This window comes from Actinomycetospora sp. C-140 (assembly GCF_054796175.1).
On record NZ_JBTWNF010000013.1, the window covers coordinates 119,547 to 140,887 of the forward strand.

Sequence of the window (21,341 nt, forward strand, 5' to 3'; positions counted from 1 at the left end):
CTAGAGTACCCGCCCGCGGGTCGGCGTCCGCACCCCGGGTGCCGACCCGGGGCGCGGACGGACATCAACTGCTCGTTCCCCCCACCGGCGGACCGGCCGGCCGCGACGCGGCACGACGACGGCGCGGACGTGAGCCGCCGCCGGTGGGCACCTCGGGTGCCGCCGGCTCCGCGGCTTCGTCCTCGGCCTCCCCGGGCGACCCCGCCGGGGTCACCAGCGCCTCGCCGCGGCCGTGGCCGTTCCCGTTGCCGTTCCCGGCCGGCGTGGCACCGATCGCGCCCGTCACCCGCGGGGCGGGCGCGGACTCGGACGGTGCCGGGCCCGCGCCGTTCGACCCCGGCACGTGCTCGGCCTGGTCCGCCTCCAGCGCGACCTCCGCCTGGACGGCCGCGTGGATGGTCTCGGCGACCGACTCGTCCGTCTCGTCGGCCTCCTCGGAGTCGCCGACGTCCTCCGAGTCCGATCCCGCGCTCGCCTCGGCGAGACCGGCCTCGAGCTCGACCTCGTCCTCGGAGGACTCGGCCACGGACTCGGCCACGGACTCGGCCACGGACTCGGCCACGGACTCGGCCACGGACTCGGCCACGGACTCGGCCACGGACTCGCTGACGGGCGCGGTCACGGCCCCGGCGTCCTCGGTCGCCGCGTCGGCCGCCGTCTCGGCCTCGGCCACGTCGTCGGCCACGTCGTCGGCGTCACGGCCCCCGACGAGGCCGGAGGCCGCGGCGACGGTCGCGGGCGAGGCGCTGTCGGACTTCTCTCCGCGACGGCCACGCCGGCCGCGTCGCCCCGAACCGGAGCCCGAACCGGAACCGTTGCCCTGGTCCTTGCCCTCGTTCTTGTCGCTCTTGTCGCCCTTGTCCGAGGCGCCCTGCCCGTTGCCGTTGCCGTTCCCCTTGCCGCCGTTCTCGTGACCCATCACGGGCTCGGTCGAGACGATGACGCCGCGGCCGCGGCAGTGCTCGCACGTGGTCGAGAACTCGTCGAGCAGCCCCTGACCGACGCGCTTGCGGGTCATCTGCACGAGGCCCAGCGACGTCACCTCGGAGACCTGGTGGCGCGTGCGGTCACGGCCCAGGCACTCGGTGAGCCGCCGCAGCACGAGGTCGCGGTTGGACTCCAGGACCATGTCGATGAAGTCGATGACGATCATGCCGCCGATGTCGCGCAGGCGCAGCTGGCGGACGATCTCCTCGGCGGCCTCGAGGTTGTTGCGGGTGACCGTCTCCTCGAGGTTGCCGCCCGAGCCGGTGAACTTGCCGGTGTTGACGTCGACGACGGTCATCGCCTCGGTCCGGTCGATCACCAGGGTGCCGCCCGACGGCAGCCACACCTTGCGGTCGAGCGCCTTGATCAGCTGCTCGTCGATCCGGTGCGCGGTGAAGACGTCCTCCGGGCCCGTGTGGCGCACGAGTCGCCCGGCGAGCTCCGGCGCGACGTGCTCCACGTACCCCTCCAGCGTCTCCCACGCGCGCTCGCCGGAGACGACGAGCGAGGAGAAGTCCTCGTTGAACATGTCGCGGACGACGCGGATGAGCAGGTCGGGCTCCTCGTAGACGAGGGTCGGGCCCTTCGAGCTCTTGTTGTCCGCCGCCGAGGACTCGATGGCCTCCCACTGCGCGGTGAGCCGGCGGACGTCGCGCTCGAGATCGGTCTCGCTGACGCCCTCGGCGGCCGTCCGGATGATCACGCCCGACTCGTCGGGCACGATCCGCTTGAGGATCTCCTTGAGGCGCTTGCGCTCGGTGTCGGGCAGCTTGCGGCTGATCCCGGTGGCGCCGCCGGCGGGCACGAACACGAGGAACCGGCCCGGCAGGCTGATCTGGGTGGTCAGGCGGGCGCCCTTGTGGCCGACCGGGTCCTTCGTGACCTGGACGAGCACCTGGTCGCCGGTGGACAGCGCCTGCTCGATCTTGCGCTGCTTGCCCTCGAGCCCCGACGCGTCCCAGTTGACCTCGCCGGCGTAGAGCACGGCGTTGCGCCCGCGCCCGATGTCGACGAACGCCGCCTCCATCGAGGGCAGCACGTTCTGCACCCGGCCGAGGTACACGTTGCCGACCATCGAGTTCTGGCCGTCGCCGGCGACGAAGTGCTCGACGAGCACGCCGTCCTCGAGGACCCCGATCTGGCTGCGGCCGGCCTGCTGGCGCACCACCATCGTGCGCTCGACGGCCTCGCGCCGGGCGAGGAACTCCGACTCGGACAGGATCGAGGGCCGCCGGCGGCCGGACTCGCGGCCGTCGCGGCGGCGCTGGCGCTTGGCCTCCAGGCGGGTCGAGCCCTTGACGCCCTTGACCTCGTCGTTCGACGACCGTCCGCCCTCGGGACGCTCGACCCGGTCGCGCACGTGGGTCACGGTGTTCGGCGGGTCCTGCTCGGCCTCACCCTCGCCGTCGCCGTCGCCCTCGGAGGACCGGCGGCGACGCCGGCGCCGACGGCGCGAGCCGCCCGAGGACGCCTCGCCATCGTCGTCGCCGCTGTCGTCGGCGGAGTCGTCGGCCTCACCGGACCCGCCGGAGGTCTGGTCGTCGGAGGACGACCCGTCCGCGGTCTCGCCGGACTCGCGGGAGGCCTGGTCGTCGCCGGACTCGGCGTCGTCGCTGCCGCCTCGCCCGCGCCCGCGGCCGCGGCGACCGCGGCGCCGCCGGCGGCGGCCGCCCTCGTCGTCGTCACCGTCGTCGTCGGAGGGGTCCGTGCTCTCCGGGCCGGTGGTGGAGCCGGCGTCCTCGGTGGCCAGGGGAGCAGGAGTGGTCTCGCCGTCCTCGGCCGGGGTGTGGTCGCCGGTGGACTCGGTCTCGGTCGGCTCCCCGGGGGTGACGACCCCGGTCGAGCGGCTCCCGCGACGGCGCCGCGACCGCGAGGAGCCCTCGCCGTCCGAGCCGGACTCGGGCGCCAGGAACATCGGCGCCGCGAAGGCGGGGGCGGCGGCCGGCGCGGACCCCGGCAGCGTCGTGGCGGACTCGTCGACGGCGGCGCCCTCGGGCGCGGCCGGCAACTCGTCGGCCGGGGCGGTCGCATCGGCCACCGGCTCACCCGCGGGCGGACCGGCCGGCGAGCCCGGCGCCGGGAACAGGTCGTCGACCACACGGGCGACGACCTCGCGGTCGACGCTCGACTGCGCGCTGCGCGCACCCACCCCGAGCCGGGCGAGCACCGCGAGCAGTTCGCGGCTCGAGGTGCCCACGACACGGGCCAGCGCATGGACTCGCACCTTGTCCGGGAGCGCGGCCAGGGCCTGCTCGTCGGGGCGTCCGGGTGCGACGGAATCCCCCGCGGCGGTGGGTCCGCCGGTGGGGGTGTCGGTGTCGGTCAATCGATCTCCTCCGTCCCCGGGCGCGACACGGGGGTCGCGGCCACACGGGGACCTCGCGTGGTCTCGCCGAGGCGGCCGTCGGGGACGGTCGCCGACTGCGGCACGGCCGGTGGGTCGGGCCGGTGGGCCCGGTACCCGCCTGATCGTGCGGTACGGCGGCGTCGACAGTACCGAGGCCGGCCGGGGTCCGTCCGGGGAACTACGCGGTGGGTGCCGCGCGGTCCGCCGCGAGCGGATCGACCAGCTCTCCGCGCTCGTCGAGCCGACCTTGCGCCCACCGGGTGGCCCTGACGGGCTCCGGGAACTCGAGGCCGGCGACGGCGCGAAGCGCACTGCACACGTCGTCGGGTCGTGCGGCCGGCGTGGTGTGCCGTACGACCGTCGTCAGTCTCCCACACGTCGCCGCTCGTGCACGGTCCTCCCGGTCCGCGTCACCCGGTTCGTCCGTCCGGGTGAACGCGAGCCCCAGTTCGGCGACGGCGCTGCGGACATCGAGCGGCCGGGGACCGTTCTTCGTCAGGCGTTCGACGGTCACCTCCGGAGCGGCGAGGAACGCCTCGATCGCCGGGCGGAGACGCTCGTCGGGCACACCGGGCGTGTCGATGACCCACCGGCTGGCGTCGATCCGGTCGGCGATCGCGCCCGGACCGGCCCGCACCACCTCGACCACCGCGAGCCCGTCGGGCAGGGCGGCGTCGACCTCGCGGGCCACCACGGCCGGGTCGAGCTCCTCGGTGACCCCGATCTCGAGGTACTCGGCCTCGCTCGCCGCGCCGGTCGGGGCGGCCCCGAGCCACGAGAGCCTCGGGTGCGGGCTGAAGCCCTGCGACAGCGCCACCGGCACACCGGCGCGCCGCAGCGTCCACTCGACGGTGCGGGCGACGTCGCGGTGCGAGCTGAAGCGTGCGCGGCCGCGCTTCGCGTAGCGCATCCGCAGCTTGGCCACGATCGGCGCCGACGGGTGCGGAGCGTCGCCGGCCTTCGCGCGTGCGGTCGCCATCACGTCCCTCCTCGTCCGCCCGTGGGCAGGACCATCATCTCGTCCCCGGCCGGGCTGAACCCGGCCGCGCGGTAGAAGGCCGCCCCCGTCGGGGACGGCCGCAGCACCAGGCGCGCCAGCCCGTGGTCGTGGGCGTGGGCGACGGCGGCGCCGAGGAGCTTGCGGGGCACGCCCCGGGGCGCGGCGCCGAGGGCGACGAGGCTGCCGACGTAGCCCCACCGCTCCCCCGGACGCCCGGGGGCGGGCATCGCGGCGACCTCCGCGACGTCGAGGGAACCGACGACCTCCCAGCCGCCCCGCCCCGCGTCCAGGGCGACCTCGGCCACCCAGACGGCGTGGTGCGACAGCTCGGCGCGCCACCACGTCGCGAACCCGTGCTCGAAGGCCGGGTCGGCGCCGGGCTCGACCTGCCCGCGCTGCTCGACCCAGGCCCGGCGCAGGGCCGCGACCGCGTCGCCGTCCACCGTCCCGGCCCGCCGGACCCGGACCTCGGGCGCGGGTCGTCCGGGCGGGTCCGGCTGCTCCGGCCGGCCGGGCGGTTCGGGTCGGGACGCGGCGGCGCTCACGGGCGCGTCGCAACGGCCACCGGGACCACCGTCCTCACGCGCCCCGGTCGGCCGTGAAGGCCGGGTTGCGGACCGGCGTGGACGTGCGCTCCCCGACGGGCGTGATCGACAGCGGCACGCTGCCGGGGGGCGCCATCTGGATCTCGGTCCCCATCGTCGGGCAGACGCCGCAGTCGAAGCACGGCGTCCAGCGGCAGTCGTCCTGCTCCTCGGCGTGCAGGGCGTCCTGCCAGTCGTCCCAGAGCCAGCCGCGGTCGAGCCCGGAGTCGAGGTGGTCCCAGGGCAGGATCTCGTCCTGGTCCCGCTCGCGGGTGGTGAACCACGCGAGGTCGACGTCGGCGAGCTCGGCCTCGGCGGCGGCCACCCAGCGCTCGAACGAGAAGTGCTCGCTCCAGCCGTCGAACTCCTGGCCGTCGCGCCAGGCGCGCTCGATGACGCGGCCGACCCGGCGGTCACCGCGGCTGAGCAGGCCCTCGATGAGGCTGGGCTGGCCGTCGTGGTAGCGCAGGCCGATGTTGCGGCCCAGGCTGCGGTCGCTGTTGATCGCTTCCCGGAGCTTGCGCAGCCGCGCGTCGACGACGTCCGGGTCGGCCTGCGCCGCCCACTGGAACGGGGTGTGCGGCTTGGGCACGAACGCGCCGATCGACACCGTCGCCCGGACGTCGCCGCGGCCGGCGGCCTTCCGACCGGCACGGATGACCCCGTGGGCCATCGTGGCGATCTGCAGTACGTCCTCGTCGGTCTCGGTGGGCAGACCGCACATGAAGTACAGCTTCACCTGGCGCCAGCCGTGCTCGTAGGCCGTGCCGACCGTCGCGATGAGCTCCTCCTCGGAGACCATCTTGTTGATCACCTTGCGCAGCCGTTCCGAGCCGCCCTCGGGAGCGAAGGTCAGGCCGGACCGGCGCCCGGACCGCGTCAGCTCCTCGGCGAGGGTGACGTTGAAGGCGTCGACGCGGGTGCTCGGCAGGGACAGCCCGGTGCCGGTGCCCTCGTAGCGGTCGGCGAGGCCCTTGGCGATCTCGCCGATGCCGGAGTGGTCGGCGCTCGAGAGCGAGAGCAGCCCGACCTCGTGGTAGCCCGAGGTCTTCAGGCCCTGCTCGACCATCTCCCCCACGCCCTGCGGCGACCGCTCCCGCACCGGCCGGGTGATCATCCCGGCCTGGCAGAACCGGCAGCCACGCGTGCAGCCGCGGAAGATCTCGACGCTCATCCGCTCGTGCACGGTCTCGGCCATCGGGACCAGCGGCTGCTTCGGGTAGGGCCAGTCGTCGAGGTCGCTCGTCGTGCGCTTGTGGACCCGCGCCGGCGCGGCCTCGCTGGTCGGCGTCACCGCCGCGATCGCGCCGTCGTCGCCGTAGCGGACGTCGTAGAGCCCCGGGACGTAGACGCCGGGCACGGCCGCGAGCCGCTCGAGGACCTCGCGGCGGCCGAGTCCCCGAGTCTCCTTCACCACCTCGGTGATCTCGCCGACGACCTCCTCGCCGTCCCCGAGCGCGACGATGTCGACGAAGTCGGCGATGGGCTCGGGGTTGAACGCGGCGTGCCCACCGGCGAGGACGAGGGGGTGGCTCGTGTCGCGGTCCGCGGCGTGCAGGGGGATGCCCGCGAGGTCGAGGATCGAGAGCAGGTTCGTGTACCCGAGCTCGGTGGCGAAGCTGACGCCGAGCACGTCGAACGCCCCGACCGGTCGGTGGCCGTCCACGGTGAACTGCGGGACCCCGTGCTCGCGCATCAGCGCGGCGAGGTCCGGCCACACGGCGTAGGTGCGCTCGGCGAGCGCGTCGGCCCGCTCGTTGAGGACCTCGTAGAGGATCATCAGGCCCTGGTTGGGCAGACCCACCTCGTACGCGTCGGGGTAGCAGAGCGCCCAGTGGACCGGCACCGAGTCCCACGGCTTGGTCCCCGCGTTGCGCTCGCCGCCCACGTACTGCACCGGCTTCTTCACCCGGGGCAGCAGGGGTTCCAGGCTCTCGAACACGGACTCGACCACGGACCCAGGGTAACGAGCACCCTCCGACGCCTTCCCGGCCCGGAGGGCGGTCGAACCGCGACGATCTCCCCGACGAACGCGGGACCGTGCGTGAGGAGTTCGTCGCGGTCGGTGACGTGGAGCTCTGCTACGAGGTGATCGGCGAGCCGGACCGGCCCACGATCCTGCTGATCATGGGCCTCGGGCTGTCGATGGACTGGTGGCGCGACGACTTCTGCGACGCGCTGGTCGACCGGGGCTTCCGGGTGGTCCGCTTCGACAACCGCGACGTCGGGCGGTCGACCCACCTGAGCGGCCGGGGCATGGGCGCCTGGGGGTTCCTGACGCGGCGGGCCCGGCCCGTCTACACGCTCGGGGACATGGCCGACGACGCGGCCGGCCTGCTCGCCCACCTCGACACGGCCGCGCACGTGGTCGGCGCGAGCCTCGGTGCGATGGTGGCCCAGGAGGTCGCGATCCGGCACCCGGACCGGACGCTGAGCCTCACCTCGATCATGGGCCGTCCCGGCGACCGGCGGACCGGGAAGACGCACCCGCGGCTGGTCCCCGAGTTCCTGCGCCCACCGGGAGCCGACCCGGTGGAGGACCTCGTCGCCTCGTTCCGCCGGATCGGCTCGGCCGGCCGCACGCCCGAGGACGACGAGGACGTGCGCGTCACGGCCCGCCGCGCGTTCGCCCGCGAGACCGGCGCCGGCGGTGACCGCCAGCTCGCGGCGTGCGTCGGCGAACGCGACCGCACCGCCGACCTCGGGGCCCTGACCTGCCCGACGCTCGTGATCCACGGCGACCGCGACCGCATCATCCGTCCGTCCGGCGGGCGGGCGACCGCCGCGGCCGTGCCCGGCGCCGAGCTCCTGGAGATCCCCGGCATGGGGCACGACCTCGCGCGGTCGACCTGGCCCGCCGTGCTCGACGGGGTGGAGCGGGTGGCTACCCGAACCAGAGCTTGATCTCGCGCTCGGCGGACTCGGGCGAGTCGGAGCCGTGCACGATGTTCGACCCGGTCTCGAGGGCCAGGTCGCCGCGGATGGAGCCCGGGACGGCCTTCTCGACGGGGTCGGTGCCGCCGGCGATCTGGCGGAACGCGGCGATGGCGCGCGGGCCCTCGACCACGAGGGCCGCCACCGGCGACGAGGTGATGAAGGCGATGAGCTCCTCGTAGAAGCCCTTGCCCTCGTGCTCGGCGTAGTGCTGCTCGGCGAGCCCGCGGTCGACGGTCTTCAGCTCCAGCGACACGAGGCGCAGCCCCTTGCGCTCGATGCGCGAGATGACCTCGCCGATGAGGCCACGCTGCACGCCGTCGGGCTTGACCAGCACCAGGGTGCGCTCGTCCACGTCGTTCCCCTCTTGTTGCGACACGCTGTCGGCGCCGAGGGTAGCGAGGGCGCTCAGCCGCTCCCGGCCGCCCACTGGGCGCGACGCCGCAGCACCTCGTGGCGCATCCAGAGCATCCCCGCCCAGACGAGGCAGAAGACGACGCCGAGCACGCCGAGCGACGGCGAGACGATCCAGCCCAGCAGCATGAGGACCTGCAGGCCCAGGGCCAGCGGCAGTCCCCAGGGACGGGAGAACCGCGCGATGGCGACGATCATCCCGACGGTCAGCACGACCACCCAGGCGATCTTCGCCGGGGTCAGCCCGCCCTCGACCTTGTCCATGATGAGCAGGCCGAGCGGCACGATGATGATCTCGAGGGACAGGCAGGCGCTGGCCGGCCCGCGGAACGCCTTCTTGGCCTCGGCGACGTAGTCGGTGCCGACGGGCGAGCTCTGCTCCGCGTCGTCTCCCGCCGTCACGCCGGCTCCCGCCCCAGCAGCGTCCGCGCCTCGCCCGCGGCGACCACCGAGCCGACGACGAGCACGCCCGCGCCGGCGACCGGCGCCTCGGCGTCGTCGGTCTCCTCGGCCAGCCCGATCGCCGTCTCCAGGGCGGCGTCCATCCGGGTCTCGACGACCACGCGGTCGGCGCCGAAGTAGCCCACGGCGAGGCTGCCGAGCTCGTCGGCGTCCATCGCCCGCGGCGAGGAGACGGCGGTGACGACGACCTCGTCGAGCACCGGCTCGAGCGCGGCGAGGATGCCGCCGGCGTCCTTGTCGCCCATCACCGCGACGACCCCGACGAGCCGCCGGAACGAGAACTCGTCCCGCACGGCCGCGGCGGCCGCCCGGGCGCCGTGCGGGTTGTGCGCGGCGTCGACGACGACGGTCGGGGCGGAGCGCAGCCGCTCCAGCCGGCCGGGCACGCGGACCGAGGCGAAGGCGTCGCGCACCGCGATGACGTCGAGCTTGCGCGAGGCGCCGGCGCCGAAGAACGCCTCGACGGTCGCGAGCGCGAGCGCGGCGTTCTTGGCCTGGTGCTCGCCGAACAGCGGCAGGTAGATGTCGTCGTACTCGCCGCCGAGGCCCTGCAGACGCAGCTGCTGGCCGCCGACGGCGACCTCGCGGCCCAGCACGCCGAACTCCATGCCCGCGCGGGCGACCTCGGCGTCCATCGCGACGGCGCGCTCGAGCAGGACCTTGGCGGCCTCGGGCGCCTGCTCGGCCATCAGGGCGACGGCGCCCTCCTTGATCACGCCGGCCTTCTCGGCCGCGATCCCGCCGAGCTCCGGGCCCAGGTAGTTCACGTGGTCGATGTCGATCGAGGTGATCGCCGCGACCGCCGCGTCGGCGACGTTGGTGGCGTCCCAGCTCCCCCCGAGGCCGACCTCGAGGACCGCGACGTCCACGGGGGCGTCGGCGAAGGCCGCGAAGGCCATGCCGGTGAGCACCTCGAACTTCGAGAGCTTCGGGCCGTCCCCCTGGGCCCGGTCGACGATGCCGAGGAACGGCGCGATCTCCTGGTAGACCTCGACGTAGCGGCGCGCGCTGATCGGGGCGCCGTCGATCGCGATCCGCTCGGTGGCCCGCTGCAGGTGGGGGCTGGTGTAGCGCCCGGTGCGCGGGCCGATGCGGGTGAGCAGCGCGTCGATCATGCGGGTGACCGAGCTCTTGCCGTTGGTGCCGGCGACGTGGATCGCCGGGTAGGAGCGCTGCGGGTCGCCGAGCACCTCCACGAGCGCGCGGATCCGGTCGAGCGAGGGCTCGATGCGGGTCTCGGGCCACCGCTGGTCGAGCTCGGCCTCCACGGCGCGCAGCGCGGCCAGCGACTCGGCGTCGTCCGGCTCGTGGCCGGGCGCTCCCTCGATCGCACCCGTCGTGACGCCCTGGCTCAGGGCGTCGGCGAGCGCGCCCCCGCCCGGGCCGGACCCGGCGTCGTCGGCACCCCCGGCCATGGCCAGGAGCTGGGCCAGCTCGTCGGCGTCCGCGTCCCCGGACGCGTCGTTGTCCGCGGAGATCGCGCCCCACCGGTCGTCGCTGCTCATCACTCCCGATGCTACGGCCGGGGGTGTTCCCGGGCCCGCGCCGCCAGCCGCTGCGCGAAGCCCTCGGCGAGCTCCCGCTCCCCCGGGCCCGACCCCGCGGCGCGGCCCACGGCGAGACCCAGCAGGTAGGCCGTGATCGGCGCCGCCGGGCGGGCGACGCCGTGGGCCACGTCGCGGGTCATGTCGAGGACGAGGGGCTCGACGACCTCGGGGTCGACGAGCTCCCCGAGCTCGTCGACACCCAGCTCCCGGGCGACCTCGGTGATCCAGTCGGAGAGGGTGCTCAATCGCCTAGAACAGCGCCCCGATGTTCATCAGGAGCGAGTAGACCCCGTAGAGGAACGGGATCACGACCCAGGCCCACGCGACGACGGTGAGCACGGTGCGGCCGGCGGTCATCGGGAGACCTCCTCGGTCTGGCCGGCGGAGGCGCTCACGCCGGCGTCCTCGACGCCCCCGCGCTCGGCGTCGGGGACGTAGTGCTGCGGGTCGACGGGGCGGATGAGCTCGTTCGCGACGAACGCGACGACGAGCAGCCCGATCATGATCGAGAAGGGCAGCGCGTACTTGGCGGCGCCCGGGACGTCCTTCTGCGCGTCGACGATGGCGTTGACGATCAGCGGCCCCAGCACGCCCGCCGCGGACCACGCGGTCAGCAGGCGGCCGTGGATGGCGCCGACCTGGTAGGTGCCGAAGAGGTCCTTGAGGTAGGCCGGGATGGTCGCGAACCCGGCGCCGTAGAAGGACAGGATCAGCAGGGTGGCGATCAGGAAGATCACCTTGTTGCCCTCGCCGAGGGTGAGCACGACGAGGTAGAGCAGCGCTCCGACCCCGAGGTACATCCGGTAGATGTTCTTGCGCCCCACCACGTCGGACGTCGACGACCAGACGAAGCGTCCGAGCATGTTGGCCAGCGAGAGGATCGAGACGAACGCCCCGGCGGCGGCGAGGGCGATCTGGGGACCGCTGCTCGCCGTGAAGTAGTCCCGGTAGATGTCCTGCGCCCGCTCGAGGATCCCGATGCCGGCGGTCACGTTGAAGCAGAGCACCACCCACAGCAGCCAGAACTGCGGCAGCCTGATGGCCGTCGCGGCCGAGACCGCCGGCCCGCTGCCGGTGCTGCCCGGAGACTGCTGCGGCGGGTTCGGGGGCTGCCAGTCGTCGGCCGGCACGCGCACGAGCAGCCAGCCCAGTGACATGAAGATCGCATAGGCGATGCCCATGACGAGGAAGGTCTGCGAGAGCCCCGCCTGCGTCGTCCCGAAGGCCGCGAGCAGCCCCTTCTCCACGGGCTGGGCGATCAGCGCACCGCCGCCGAAGCCCATGATGGCGATGCCGGTGGCCATGCCCGGACGGTCGGCGAACCACTTGATCAGCGTCGAGACCGGCGAGATGTAGCCGATGCCCAGGCCGATGCCGCCGACGAACCCGTAGCCCACGACGACCAGCCAGTACTGCCCGAGCGCGATGCCGCCGGAGGAGATCAGGAAGCCCGCGGCGAAGCAGACCGTCGAGACGAACATCGCCCAGCGCGGCCCCCGGCGCTCGACCTGGGTGCCCAGGAACGCCGCGGAGAGCCCGAGCATCACGATCGCGAGCTGGAAGGGCAGCGCGGTCGCCGTGCCCGAGAGCTTCAGCCCGGACCCGAGACCGGTCTTGAGCACGCTCCAGGCGTAGGCCTGGCCGATGCCCAGGTGCACCGCGAGGGCCGCCGGCGGAACGAGCCAGCGACTCCATCCTGGCGGTGCGACGATGGAGGAACGATCGAAGAACCCGCCGGCCACCGTTGGCCTCCCTCAGCGACTACGGATAGTTGAGGGGCCGACTACCCGGTCGGAGGATGGGTCACACACCGAACACACGTGGCGACGGAACGGAGGCGGGGTCATGGGACGGGTCACGGTGAAGCGCCCGGTGCTCCGCATCGTCGACGGCGAGACCCGTCGGCGGCCGGACACGCTGGCGGCCGAGGAGCCGCTGGAGATCCGGGTCGACGGACGGTCCCTGGCCGTCACGATGCGCACGCCCGGCCACGACGTCGAGCTCGCGCACGGTTTCCTGCTCACCGAGGGCGTGATCGGCGGCCGCGAGGACATCAGCACCGCGCGGTACTGCGACTCGCTCGACGACCAGGGACGCAACACCTACAACGTGCTCGACGTCGCCCTCGCCCCCGGCGTGGCGCCCCCGGACGACTCGGTGGAGCGGCGCTTCTACACGACCTCGTCGTGCGGGGTGTGCGGCAAGGCCTCGCTGGACGCGGTGCGCACGAAGACCCTCTTCGCTCCGGGCGACGACCCGGTGACCCTCACCCCCGAGGTCCTCGCGACCCTGCCCGACACCCTGCGCGCGGCGCAGGCGGTGTTCGACAGCACCGGCGGACTGCACGGTGCGGGCCTGTTCCGCGCCGACGGGACGCTCCTCGTGGCGCGGGAGGACGTCGGGCGCCACAACGCGGTCGACAAGGTCCTGGGCCACGCCCTGCTGGAGGACGCGATCCCGGCGGCCGGCACCGTCCTCATGGTGTCCGGGCGGGCCTCGTTCGAGCTCACCCAGAAGGCCGTCATGGCCGGGGTGCCCGTCCTCGCCGCGGTGTCGGCGCCCTCGTCGCTGGCCGTCGAGATGGCCCGCGAGTCGGGCATGACGCTGGTCGGTTTCCTGCGCGGGTCGTCGATGAACGTGTACGCGGGCGCCGGGCGCGTCGTGACCGAGGACGCCCCGCTGGTCCGCGGCTGACGCGCGTCCCGCACGGCGCGACGCGCAGGTGGACGTGCCGGGGACCACTCATCCCCGGCGATTACGGTGGGCGCGGCTTCCGGCCGTGCGCCATCGCCCGAGCCCGAGGGAGGTTCCGCCGTGCCCGCCCGACCCACGCGACGGCAGTTCCTCCTCGGTGGCGCCGGAGCCCTCGGGGTCGCCGGCGCCGTCGGGGTCGGCAGCCTGCTCGTGGGCCAGGAGGATCCGGCTCCGCCACCGCAGCGTGTGCCGGTCCCGCCGCGCCGTCCGACCCCCACCGACGCCGTCTCGACGACCGAGTGGGTCGGCTCCGCCGCCCGCCACCGGGCCGTGCGCCTCGTGACGACGCTGCCGCCCGGGGCCGACCGCGCCGGGCTCCCGGTCTGCGTCGCCCTGCACGGCCTGCGGGGGAACGCGCAGTTCTGGGGCGACGCCGGGACCCGCGGCGTCCTCGGCGACGCCTGGGCGCACGGGGTGCCGCCGTTCGCCGTGGTCGGCCTCGACGGGGGCGACAACTACTGGCACCCCTACCGCGCGAGCGACGACCCGATGCGGATGCTGATCGAGGAGCTCCCCGCCTGGCTGCAGCAGCGGGGGCTCGCGACGCGTCCCGCCACCGGCGACCTGCCCGGCGAGCCCGCCCTGGTCACGGGCATCTCGATGGGCGGTGCCGGCACGCTCATGTACGCGCGCGAGAGGGTGCACCTCGGGCGCCCCGTCCGGGCCGCGGCCGCCGTCAGCCCCGGGCTGTTCACCGACTGGCGGGTGGCCTCGCGCCGCCCGTTCGACGGGGAGGACGACTGGGCGGCGAACGACCCGCTGCGCTTCTACCGCGAGCTGGCCGACGTCCCGACGGGCGTCTGGTGCGGCGACCGCGACCCGTTCATCGACGCCACGCGCCGCTACATCGCGCTCGCCCGCCCCGAGATCGGCCGCGTCAGCCCCGGCCGCCACGACGGCGTGTACTACGGCAGCGTGCTGCCCGACGTGTGGGCGTTCATCGGCCGGCACAGCCGGGACACCTCAGCGGGCGCCACGACCCGCCGGGTGGGCTGAGCGGCCCGGTGGTGCGGCGCGGCCTCAGGCCGACTTGTCGCGGCGCTCCCGCCGCGAGGGCTGCCGCGGGACGATCGTCGGGTTGACGTTCTCCTTGACCGTCTGCTCGGTGACGACGACCTTGGCGACGTCGTCACGACCCGGGATGTCGTACATGACCGGGTTGAGGACCTCTTCCATGATCGCGCGCAGGCCGCGGGCACCGGTGCCGCGCAGGATCGCGAGATCGGCGATCGCCTCGAGGGCCTCGGGCGCGAACTCGAGCTCGACGCCATCCATCTCGAAGAGCTTCTGGTACTGCTTCACCAGCGCGTTGCGCGGCTCGGTGAGGATCTGCACGAGGCTCGGCTGGTCGAGGTTCGACACCGACGCGACGATCGGCACGCGGCCGATGAACTCGGGGATCAGCCCGAACTTGATGAGGTCCTCGGGCAGCGTGTCGCCGAACGACTCGGCGGACTCCATCTCGGCCTTGGACCGGATGTCGGCGCCGAAGCCGAGCCCGCCGCGGCCGACCCGCTCGGCGATGATCTTCTCGAGGCCCGCGAAGGCCCCGGCCACGATGAACAGGACGTTCGTCGTGTCGATCTGGATGAACTCCTGGTGCGGGTGCTTGCGCCCACCCTGGGGCGGCACGCTCGCCGTGGTGCCCTCGAGGATCTTCAACAGGGCCTGCTGCACGCCCTCGCCGGAGACGTCGCGCGTGATCGACGGGTTCTCCGACTTCCGCGCGATCTTGTCGACCTCGTCGATGTAGATGATGCCGGTCTCGGCCCGCTTCACGTCGTAGTCGGCGGCCTGGATCAGCTTGAGGAGGATGTTCTCGACGTCCTCGCCGACGTAGCCGGCCTCGGTGAGCGCCGTGGCGTCGGCGATGGCGAAGGGGACGTTCAGTAGCTTCGCGAGGGTCTGCGCGAGGTAGGTCTTGCCGCAGCCCGTGGGGCCCAGCATGAGGATGTTGGACTTCGCCAGCTCGACGACGTCCTCGTTGCGGCTGCCCTCGCGGTTCTTCTCGCCGGCCTGCACCCGCTTGTAGTGGTTGTAGACCGCGACCGAGAGCGTCTTCTTGGTGTCGTCCTGGCCGATCACGTACTGATCGAGGAACTCGTGGATCTCGGTCGGCTTGGGCAGCTCGTCGAGCTTGACCTCACCGGCCTCGGCGAGCTCCTCCTCGATGATCTCGTTGCAGAGGTCGATGCACTCATCGCAGATGTAGACACCGGGGCCGGCGATGAGCTTCTTGACCTGCTTCTGGCTCTTCCCGCAGAAGGAGCACTTCAGCAGGTCCCCGCCGTCACCGATGCGTGCCATCGCAGCAGACCTCGTGTCCCCTCCGGCGCACCTCGGACGGTGCGCTCGTTCGTGGTTGACCGTACCTGCCCACCCCGTCGGACGGGGAGGTTCGCGCCCAGTGGATCGTGCAGGTCGCGGGCCCGGGACGGCGTGCCGACCCCCGGACCGTGCGGCGCTCCCGCGACGGGCGGTCGGCCCGCTGCGCCGGGTGCGCCGGGGACCGGTGCACCCCGGGCCCGCCCTCGGCGGACGGGCCCGACGTGCGTGCCGGATCAGCGGTTGGCCGAGAGCTTCCGGCTCGCGACGACGTCGTCGATGAGCCCGTAGTCCTTGGCCTCGGCCGCCGTCAGGATCTTGTCGCGCTCGACGTCCTGACGGATCTGCTCGGCGCTGCGGTTGGTGTGGGCCGCGAGCGTCTCCTCCATGAGGCGACGCATGCGGGAGATCTCCGCAGCCTGGATCTCCAGGTCGGACACCTGGCCGTAGAAGCCCTCGGTGGCCGGCTGGTGGATCATCACGCGGGCGTTCGGCACGGCGAGGCGCTTGCCCGGCGCCCCGGCGCCGAGGATGACCGCGGCGGCCGACGCGGCCTGCCCGAGGCAGACCGTCGCGATGTCCGGGCGCACGTACTGCATGGTGTCGTAGATCGCCATGAGTGCCGTGAAGGAGCCGCCGGGCGAGTTGATGTACATCGTGATGTCGCGGTCCGGGTCGTTCGACTCCAGGAACAGCAGCTGCGCCATCACGTCGTTCGCCGAGGCGTCGTCGATCTGCACCCCGAGGAAGATGATCCTCTCCTCGAAGAGCTTGTTGTACGGGTTCGACTCCTTGACGCCGTAGCTCGTGCGCTCGACGAAGGAGGGGAGGATGTAGCGCGCGTTCGGCGAGGCCGGAGCCGTGCCGCCGGGCACGTGGAGCTCACTCATCTGCGTCTCCTGTCTCAGGAACTCTGGCCGTTGCCGTTGCTGGACGGCGTCTCGCTCGCGCGGGTGACCACGTGGTCGATGAAGCCGTACTCGAGGGCCTCCGGCGCCGAGAACCAGCGGTCCCGGTCGGAGTCCTCGGTGATGCGCTCGAACGTCTGGCCGGTGTGCTCGGCGATCAGCTCGGCCATCTCGCGCTTGAGCTTGCGCATGGACTCGGCGCGGATCGTGATGTCCGATTCCGTGCCGCCCAGGCCGCCCGAGGGCTGGTGCATCATGATCTGCGCGTGCGGCAGCGCGAGGCGCTTGCCCTGGGCCCCCGCGGAGAGCAGGAACTGCCCCATCGACGCGGCGAGGCCCATCGCGACTGTCGACACGTCCGGCTCGATCCACTGCATCGTGTCGAAGATGGCCATGCCGGCCGACACGGAGCCGCCGGGCGAGTTGATGTAGAGCGTGATGTCGGACTTGGGGTCCTCGGCGGAGAGCAGGAGCAGCTGCGCCGAGATCTGGTTGGCGATCGTGTCGTTGACCTCCTGACCCAGGACGACGATGCGCTCCCGCAGGAGGCGCTCGTAGACCGAGTCGTTGAGGGTCATCGATCCCCCGGCGGAGCGCATGACCGCCCCGGCCGGGATGGAGAGGTGCTGGCTCACCTGTGTCCCCGCTTTCTCTGCTGAGGTGATCGGTCTGGCGTCGGTCGGGCCCGTCGCATCGACAGTAACCACCGGGACGGGCCGGGAAGTCCGTCGACGGGCCGTGTTCGCTCCTGGCCGATGGATCGGCCGAACGGCGGACTCGGCGACCGCGCCGTGCGTGTCCGGACGGTCAGGCGCGCGTGGTCGAGTCGGGGGCGCCGACGACCTCGGCGTCCGCCTCGTCACCGGCCTCCACCTGCGAGCTCGGGGAGTCGGGATCGCTGGCGTCGGTGTCGGCGTCGGCGACCTGGGTCGCGTCGTCGGCCGGCCCGGCGGCCGCGTCGGCGCCCTCGACGGTGAGCTCGTCCCCGGACTCCTCGGACCCGTCGCCGGTGCCGAACAGCTCCGAGAGGTCGACCTGCGCGCCGTCGGGGCCGTTGACCGTGGCCGCCTGCACGACGGTGGCGAGCGCCTTGCCGCGCCGCACGTCGGCGAAGATCGCACCGAGCTGGTTGGCCTGCTGCGCCTGCTGGATGTACTCCTCGGGGCTCACCCCGAAGCGCTGGGCCTGCATCATGATGCGTTCCATCAGCTCGTTCTGCTCGACCTGGACGCCGGAGTCGTCGGCGATCTTGTCGAGGAGGAGCTGCGTCTTGACCGCCTGCTCGGCGCTGGTGCGCAGCTCCGCGTCGAACTCCTCGCGGGTCTGGCCCTGGGACTCGACGTACTGCGTGAGCTTCTGCTCGTCGTGGTCGAACTCGTGGACGGCCTCGTGGGCGCGGACGTCGACCTCGGACTGCACGACCGACTCGGGCAGCGGCACGTCGGCCGCCTCCAGCAGCGCCTCGAGCACGCGGTCGCGGGCCTGGCTGCCCTGCTCCATCTTCTTGACGCGCCCGTAGCGGGTGCGCAGGTCGTCCTTGAGCTCGTCGAGCGTGTCGAACTCGCTGGCGAGCTGGGCGAACTCGTCGTCGGCCTCGGGGAGCTGGCGCTCCTTGACCGTCTGCACGGTGACCGTGACCTCGGCGTCGGAGCCGGCGTGGTCGCCGGCCACGAGCTTGGTCGTGAACTGCTTGGTCTCGCCGGCGGTCATGCCCTCGAGCGCCTCGTCGAGGCCCTCGATGAGCTGGCCCGAGCCGACCTCGTGGGACATGCCCGTGGTCTGGGCCTCCTCGACGGCCTCGCCGTCGACGGTCGCCGAGAGGTCGATGACGACGAAGTCGCCGTTCTGCACCGCGCGGTCGACGCCGGTCAGCGTGCCGAAGCGCGCCTGCAGACCCTTGAGCTGCTCGTCGACGTCGTCGTCGGTGACCTCGGAGTCGTCGACGTCGACCGAGATCGCCGAGTAGTCGGGCACCGTGATCTCGGGCCGGATGTCGACCTCGGCGGTGAAGGCGACCTTGTCGCCGTCCTCGATCTCGGTGACCTCGATCTCGGGCTGACCCAGCGGCTGGAGCTCGGCCTCGGACACGGCCTCGCCGTACTTCGCGGGCACGGCCTCGTTGACGACCTCTTCGAGCACGACCCCCCGCCCGAGGCGCTGGTCGAGGATGCGCGCGGGCGCCTTCCCGGGGCGGAAGCCCGGGATGCGCACCTGCTGCGCGATCTTCTTGTAGGCCCGGTCGAAGTTGGGCTTGAGCTCGTCGAAGGGCACCTCGACGGCGAGTTTGACGCGCGTCGGCGACAGGTGCTCGACGGTGGACTTCACTGGTCGTCTCTCCTCGGGGCAGGGCGCTCGTGCTGTGACCCGGTAGCCCTGCGGCGTACGACGGGTCGGTCCGTGGCGTGACGCGGGAGGCCACCCTCACCGCTCACGGTCGAGGAGCACCGGAGGCCCGGTGCCTGCACCTGCTGACGCGCCCGCCCGGGCGTGGCGGCGAGTCTAGACGTGACCCCCGACCGCGCGCCGTGGCGCCCGTCGGCGGCCGCGTGTCGAGGCACGGCGCGGGTGGTGTCGCCGCCGGTCTCCGGGAGCCGACCGCCGATCTCATCGACGGGCGCCCGACGTGGGCCGCCGATCGTCATCGGGGACCGCCCACCTCCCGTACCCGCCGACGCGTCGCTCGTTCGGGCGGCGACACGCCGAGACGTGCGACCGTTCGGAGGACAACAGGCCTCCTCCCCGCGCCGTGGGACTCCGCCCGCGCGGCCTGGCACGGTGGTGAGGCCAGCAGCTCAGGTGGCCCCGCCCGCTCCCCGGCGAGGCCCCCGACGAGGAGGGACAGTGATCCGGATGAAGAAGACCCGTGGCTTCATCGAGCGCGCTCTCGAGACCTTCGAGATGTTCGCCGGATACGGCACCAAGCGCCGCAAGCGCGCCCGGCGCTGACGGTGTGACGGGCGGGTCGGCGGCCTCCCCCGAGAGACCTCCCGCGCGGTCGGCGGACTGCTCCCGGTGCCTGGCGCTGTGCTGCGTCGGGCCCGGGTTCACCGCCTCGGCCGACTTCGCGATCGACAAGCCGGCCCGCACCCCCTGCCCGCACCTCGACCCCGACTCCTGGTGCGGCATCCACGACCGGCTCCGGGAGCGCGGCTTCCCGGGCTGTGTGGTGTTCGACTGCTTCGGCGCCGGCCAGCAGGTCGTGCAGGTGACCTTCGGCGGGGCGGAGCGCCGCGTCCCGGCGATGTTCGACGCCCTCGAGGTGCTGCGACCGCTGCACGAGGTGCTCGCGCTGCTCGACGAGGCGGGGCGGTCCCCGGCGGTCGGCACGGAGGCGGCCGCGCTCGTCGCGCGCGTCGAGACGCTGGTCGCCGGGGACGCCGGCGACCTCGCCGCGATCGACGTCGGCGCGGTCCGGCGCGAGGCCGGGGCCCTGTTCGACGAACTGGTCGCCGCCGCCCAGGCCGGCGGGCCAGGCGAGGACCTGCGCGGTGCCGACCTCGTCGGCGCCGACCTGCGGCGCCGCGACCTGCGCGCCGCCCGCCTGCGGGGCGCGCTGCTCGTCGGCGCCGACCTCCGCGGTGTCGACCTCGACCGCGCCGAGCTGCTCGGCGCCGACCTGCGCGGGGCCGACGTCCGCGGGGCGCGGCTGCACGGTGCCCTGCTCCTGACCGCTCCGCAGCTGACCGCGGCCGCCGGCGACGCCGCGACGACCGTGCCCGCCCACCTGGGGCGGCCGGCGCACTGGGCTGCTCTACCGTCGCGCCGGTGACCCTGCGCTCGATCGCGCTGTTCGTCCTCGCCGCGGTCCTCGAGATCGGCGGCGCCTGGCTGGTGTGGCAGGCGCTGCGCGAGGGGCGCGCCTGGTGGCTCGCCGCGCTCGGCGTGCTCGCGCTCGGGTGCTACGGCTTCGTCGCCGCGTTCCAGCCCGACGCCGCCTTCGGCCGTGTGCTGGCGGCGTACGGCGGCGTCTTCGTCGCCGGCTCGCTCGCCTGGGGCGTCGTGCTCGACGGCTACCGGCCCGACCGGTTCGACGTGCTCGGCGCCGTCATCTGCCTCGTCGGCGTCGGCGTGATCATGTACGCCCCCCGCTGAGCCGCGCGTCGAGCTCGGTGAGGTCCGCGACGAACCACAGCTCGCGTCCCTCGTTCGCCTCCCGCATCCAGTCGTCGACGGGCCCGGACGTGTCGCTGAGCGCCCCGACGACCGCGAGGCGCAGGCGGTAGTTCACGAACTTCTGCACGATCGCGCCGGCGACCCCGCTCGACAGCCGCGTGAACGCCGGGTCCAGCCGCCCGACCGGGACCGCCACGACCTCGGCCTCCTCGCCGAACGCCTGCCCGATGACGTCGAGCGCGCCCTGCTCGTCGCCGATCACCGGGCCCTGCTCGGGGAGGACGAGGACCCGCACGCCGTGGCGTTCGGTGGTCTGCGCGGTCACGGGGGTGAGGAGATCAGCGCGATGAACGCTCCCGCGAGCGATTTCGTGCGGTGGCGGCCCCGCCGATGAAGAGCCACCTGTCACGGCGGGGCCGCCGCGGCTGCTCGCGTGAACCGCTGGGAACGATGGTGCCCTGTCGTCACATCGTCGGGGCCTGCGGGTCGCTGTCGTCGCCGACGAAGTGGATGTCGAACTCCTTGTTCGTGATGAACAGGAAGGTGACGTCCTGGTCCTGCGTGGCGCCGTGCTGCATCACGCCGCCCTCCGGGAACCAGACGAAGCTGCCGGCCGGGTAGTCGCCCTGGTGGGTGTTGAGCACCCCGTCGAGCACGTAGACGCCGTGCGCGCAGGGATGGCTGTGCCAGGGGTTGGTGAAGCCCGCCCGGTAGACCATCTTGAGCACGGTCATCCCCGTCTCCGGGTCCTGCACGAGCGGGACGTGCTCGAGGTTCGCCTTGATGTACTCGACCGGGAAGCCCTGCCAGGGCTCGGTGGTCGTGTCGACGACCGTGAGTTCGACGGGCGTGCTCGGGGTGGTCACGAGGCCTCCAGGCGTCGCGGGACGGGGGACGCCACCCGCCTCGCCGCGAGCAGTCGGCTCACCCTGCTGCGCCCCGGCGACGGCGGCAAGGGGTCGTGGG

At 73.4% G+C, this 21,341-nt stretch carries 21 protein-coding genes; 5 read left to right on the top strand and 16 right to left on the bottom strand.

Features of this window, described 5'->3' with window-relative positions; translation table 11 throughout:
* Nucleotides 1–64: 64 nt before the first annotated feature.
* From ACR9E3_RS21345 to ACR9E3_RS21360, 4 genes are all read right to left on the bottom strand, one after another.
* The gene (locus ACR9E3_RS21345) at nt 65–3,313 is read right to left on the bottom strand and encodes a translation initiation factor IF-2 N-terminal domain-containing protein (RefSeq protein WP_460382541.1); all 3,249 of its coding nucleotides are present in this window, start codon (nt 3,311–3,313) and stop codon (nt 65–67) included.
* A gap of 199 nt (nt 3,314–3,512) precedes the next feature.
* On the bottom strand, nt 3,513–4,313 hold the full coding sequence (locus ACR9E3_RS21350) for a TIGR03936 family radical SAM-associated protein (RefSeq protein ID WP_460382542.1): 801 nt from the start codon (nt 4,311–4,313) through the stop codon (nt 3,513–3,515).
* Nucleotides 4,313–4,879: a GNAT family N-acetyltransferase gene (locus ACR9E3_RS21355; protein WP_460382543.1), complete on the bottom strand. Its 567-nt coding sequence runs from the start codon at nt 4,877–4,879 to the stop codon at nt 4,313–4,315. The genes ACR9E3_RS21350 and ACR9E3_RS21355 overlap by 1 nt, the downstream gene beginning before the upstream one ends.
* 34 nt (nt 4,880–4,913) lie before the next feature.
* Complete coding sequence (locus ACR9E3_RS21360) at nt 4,914–6,872, bottom strand: TIGR03960 family B12-binding radical SAM protein (protein WP_460382544.1); 1,959 nt, start codon at nt 6,870–6,872, stop codon at nt 4,914–4,916.
* An 86-nt stretch (nt 6,873–6,958) separates the two neighbouring features.
* On the opposite strand from ACR9E3_RS21360, the gene ACR9E3_RS21365 reads away from it, so the two are divergent.
* The gene (locus tag ACR9E3_RS21365; protein WP_460382545.1) at nt 6,959–7,822 is read left to right on the top strand and encodes an alpha/beta fold hydrolase; all 864 of its coding nucleotides are present in this window, start codon (nt 6,959–6,961) and stop codon (nt 7,820–7,822) included.
* On the opposite strand, the gene ndk is transcribed toward ACR9E3_RS21365, so the two are convergent.
* The 6 genes from ndk to ACR9E3_RS21395 are packed head-to-tail and all read right to left on the bottom strand — an operon-like array spanning nt 7,803 to nt 12,017.
* Nucleotides 7,803–8,207, bottom strand: coding sequence for a nucleoside-diphosphate kinase (ndk, locus tag ACR9E3_RS21370; RefSeq protein WP_285654225.1), 405 nt, complete (start codon nt 8,205–8,207; stop codon nt 7,803–7,805). The two genes, ACR9E3_RS21365 and ndk, sit on opposite strands and share 20 nt — an antisense overlap.
* A gap of 53 nt (nt 8,208–8,260) precedes the next feature.
* Nucleotides 8,261–8,668 (bottom strand): DUF4233 domain-containing protein, encoded by a 408-nt coding sequence (locus ACR9E3_RS21375; RefSeq protein ID WP_460382546.1) that lies wholly within the window; start codon nt 8,666–8,668, stop codon nt 8,261–8,263.
* Nucleotides 8,665–10,233 carry a bifunctional tetrahydrofolate synthase/dihydrofolate synthase gene (folC, locus tag ACR9E3_RS21380; RefSeq protein WP_460382547.1) on the bottom strand — a complete coding sequence of 523 codons (1,569 nt, stop codon included), beginning with the start codon at nt 10,231–10,233 and terminating at the stop codon, nt 8,665–8,667. Before folC ends, ACR9E3_RS21375 begins: the two co-directional genes overlap by 4 nt.
* A gap of 11 nt (nt 10,234–10,244) precedes the next feature.
* Nucleotides 10,245–10,520: a DUF6457 domain-containing protein gene (locus tag ACR9E3_RS21385; RefSeq protein ID WP_460382548.1), complete on the bottom strand. Its 276-nt coding sequence runs from the start codon at nt 10,518–10,520 to the stop codon at nt 10,245–10,247.
* Between the two features lie 4 nt (nt 10,521–10,524).
* Nucleotides 10,525–10,632 (bottom strand): MFS transporter small subunit, encoded by a 108-nt coding sequence (locus ACR9E3_RS21390; protein WP_460382549.1) that lies wholly within the window; start codon nt 10,630–10,632, stop codon nt 10,525–10,527.
* Nucleotides 10,629–12,017, bottom strand: a complete 1,389-nt coding sequence (locus ACR9E3_RS21395; RefSeq protein ID WP_460382550.1) for an OFA family MFS transporter — start codon at nt 12,015–12,017, stop codon at nt 10,629–10,631. Before ACR9E3_RS21395 ends, ACR9E3_RS21390 begins: the two co-directional genes overlap by 4 nt.
* Before the next feature lie 103 nt (nt 12,018–12,120).
* Here ACR9E3_RS21395 and fdhD point away from each other — a divergent pair, with 103 nt between their 5' ends.
* Nucleotides 12,121–12,969 carry a formate dehydrogenase accessory sulfurtransferase FdhD gene (gene fdhD, locus ACR9E3_RS21400; RefSeq protein WP_460382551.1) on the top strand — a complete coding sequence of 283 codons (849 nt, stop codon included), beginning with the start codon at nt 12,121–12,123 and terminating at the stop codon, nt 12,967–12,969.
* A 120-nt stretch (nt 12,970–13,089) separates the two neighbouring features.
* Entirely contained in the window at nt 13,090–14,025 is a 936-nt protein-coding gene (locus ACR9E3_RS21405) for an alpha/beta hydrolase (protein WP_460382552.1), read from the top strand.
* A 24-nt stretch (nt 14,026–14,049) separates the two neighbouring features.
* Here ACR9E3_RS21405 and clpX read toward each other — a convergent pair whose 3' ends face one another.
* From clpX to tig, 4 genes are all read right to left on the bottom strand, one after another.
* On the bottom strand, nt 14,050–15,336 hold the full coding sequence (gene clpX / locus ACR9E3_RS21410; protein ID WP_285654237.1) for an ATP-dependent Clp protease ATP-binding subunit ClpX: 1,287 nt from the start codon (nt 15,334–15,336) through the stop codon (nt 14,050–14,052).
* Between the two features lie 254 nt (nt 15,337–15,590).
* Nucleotides 15,591–16,244: an ATP-dependent Clp protease proteolytic subunit gene (locus tag ACR9E3_RS21415; protein WP_285654239.1), complete on the bottom strand. Its 654-nt coding sequence runs from the start codon at nt 16,242–16,244 to the stop codon at nt 15,591–15,593.
* 14 nt (nt 16,245–16,258) lie between these two features.
* Nucleotides 16,259–16,861 carry an ATP-dependent Clp protease proteolytic subunit gene (locus ACR9E3_RS21420; RefSeq protein ID WP_285654383.1) on the bottom strand — a complete coding sequence of 201 codons (603 nt, stop codon included), beginning with the start codon at nt 16,859–16,861 and terminating at the stop codon, nt 16,259–16,261.
* 208 nt (nt 16,862–17,069) lie between these two features.
* Nucleotides 17,070–18,587: a trigger factor gene (gene tig, locus ACR9E3_RS21425; RefSeq protein ID WP_460382553.1), complete on the bottom strand. Its 1,518-nt coding sequence runs from the start codon at nt 18,585–18,587 to the stop codon at nt 17,070–17,072.
* Between the two features lie 625 nt (nt 18,588–19,212).
* Between tig and ACR9E3_RS21430 the strand changes: the two genes are divergently transcribed.
* Both ACR9E3_RS21430 and ACR9E3_RS21435 read left to right on the top strand, forming a co-directional pair.
* The gene (locus tag ACR9E3_RS21430; protein ID WP_460382554.1) at nt 19,213–20,031 is read left to right on the top strand and encodes a pentapeptide repeat-containing protein; all 819 of its coding nucleotides are present in this window, start codon (nt 19,213–19,215) and stop codon (nt 20,029–20,031) included.
* Nucleotides 20,028–20,354, top strand: a complete 327-nt coding sequence (locus tag ACR9E3_RS21435; protein ID WP_285654245.1) for a YnfA family protein — start codon at nt 20,028–20,030, stop codon at nt 20,352–20,354. Before ACR9E3_RS21430 ends, ACR9E3_RS21435 begins: the two co-directional genes overlap by 4 nt.
* Here ACR9E3_RS21435 and ACR9E3_RS21440 read toward each other — a convergent pair.
* Together ACR9E3_RS21440 and ACR9E3_RS21445 are read right to left on the bottom strand one after the other, a co-directional pair.
* Entirely contained in the window at nt 20,335–20,700 is a 366-nt protein-coding gene (locus ACR9E3_RS21440; protein WP_460382555.1) for a DUF4180 domain-containing protein, read from the bottom strand. The genes ACR9E3_RS21435 and ACR9E3_RS21440 overlap by 20 nt on opposite strands.
* Nucleotides 20,701–20,839: 139 nt before the next feature.
* Nucleotides 20,840–21,241 (bottom strand): cupin domain-containing protein, encoded by a 402-nt coding sequence (locus ACR9E3_RS21445; protein WP_285654250.1) that lies wholly within the window; start codon nt 21,239–21,241, stop codon nt 20,840–20,842.
* Nucleotides 21,242–21,341: the final 100 nt, after the last annotated feature.

What these genes read in the sequence shown, in the direction of transcription:
- clpX (WP_285654237.1), bottom strand. Translation starts at nt 15,336, where the DNA reads ATGGCACGCATCGGTGACGGCGGGGACCTGCTGAAGTGCTCCTTCTGC.
- ACR9E3_RS21420 (WP_285654383.1), bottom strand. Translation starts at nt 16,861, where the DNA reads ATGCGCTCCGCCGGGGGATCGATGACCCTCAACGACTCGGTCTACGAG.
- ACR9E3_RS21390 (WP_460382549.1), bottom strand. Translation starts at nt 10,632, where the DNA reads ATGACCGCCGGCCGCACCGTGCTCACCGTCGTCGCGTGGGCCTGGGTC.
- ACR9E3_RS21415 (WP_285654239.1), bottom strand. Translation starts at nt 16,244, where the DNA reads ATGAGTGAGCTCCACGTGCCCGGCGGCACGGCTCCGGCCTCGCCGAAC.
- ACR9E3_RS21350 (WP_460382542.1), bottom strand. Translation starts at nt 4,313, where the DNA reads ATGGCGACCGCACGCGCGAAGGCCGGCGACGCTCCGCACCCGTCGGCG.
- fdhD (WP_460382551.1), top strand. Translation starts at nt 12,121, where the DNA reads ATGGGACGGGTCACGGTGAAGCGCCCGGTGCTCCGCATCGTCGACGGC.
- folC (WP_460382547.1), bottom strand. Translation starts at nt 10,233, where the DNA reads ATGAGCAGCGACGACCGGTGGGGCGCGATCTCCGCGGACAACGACGCG.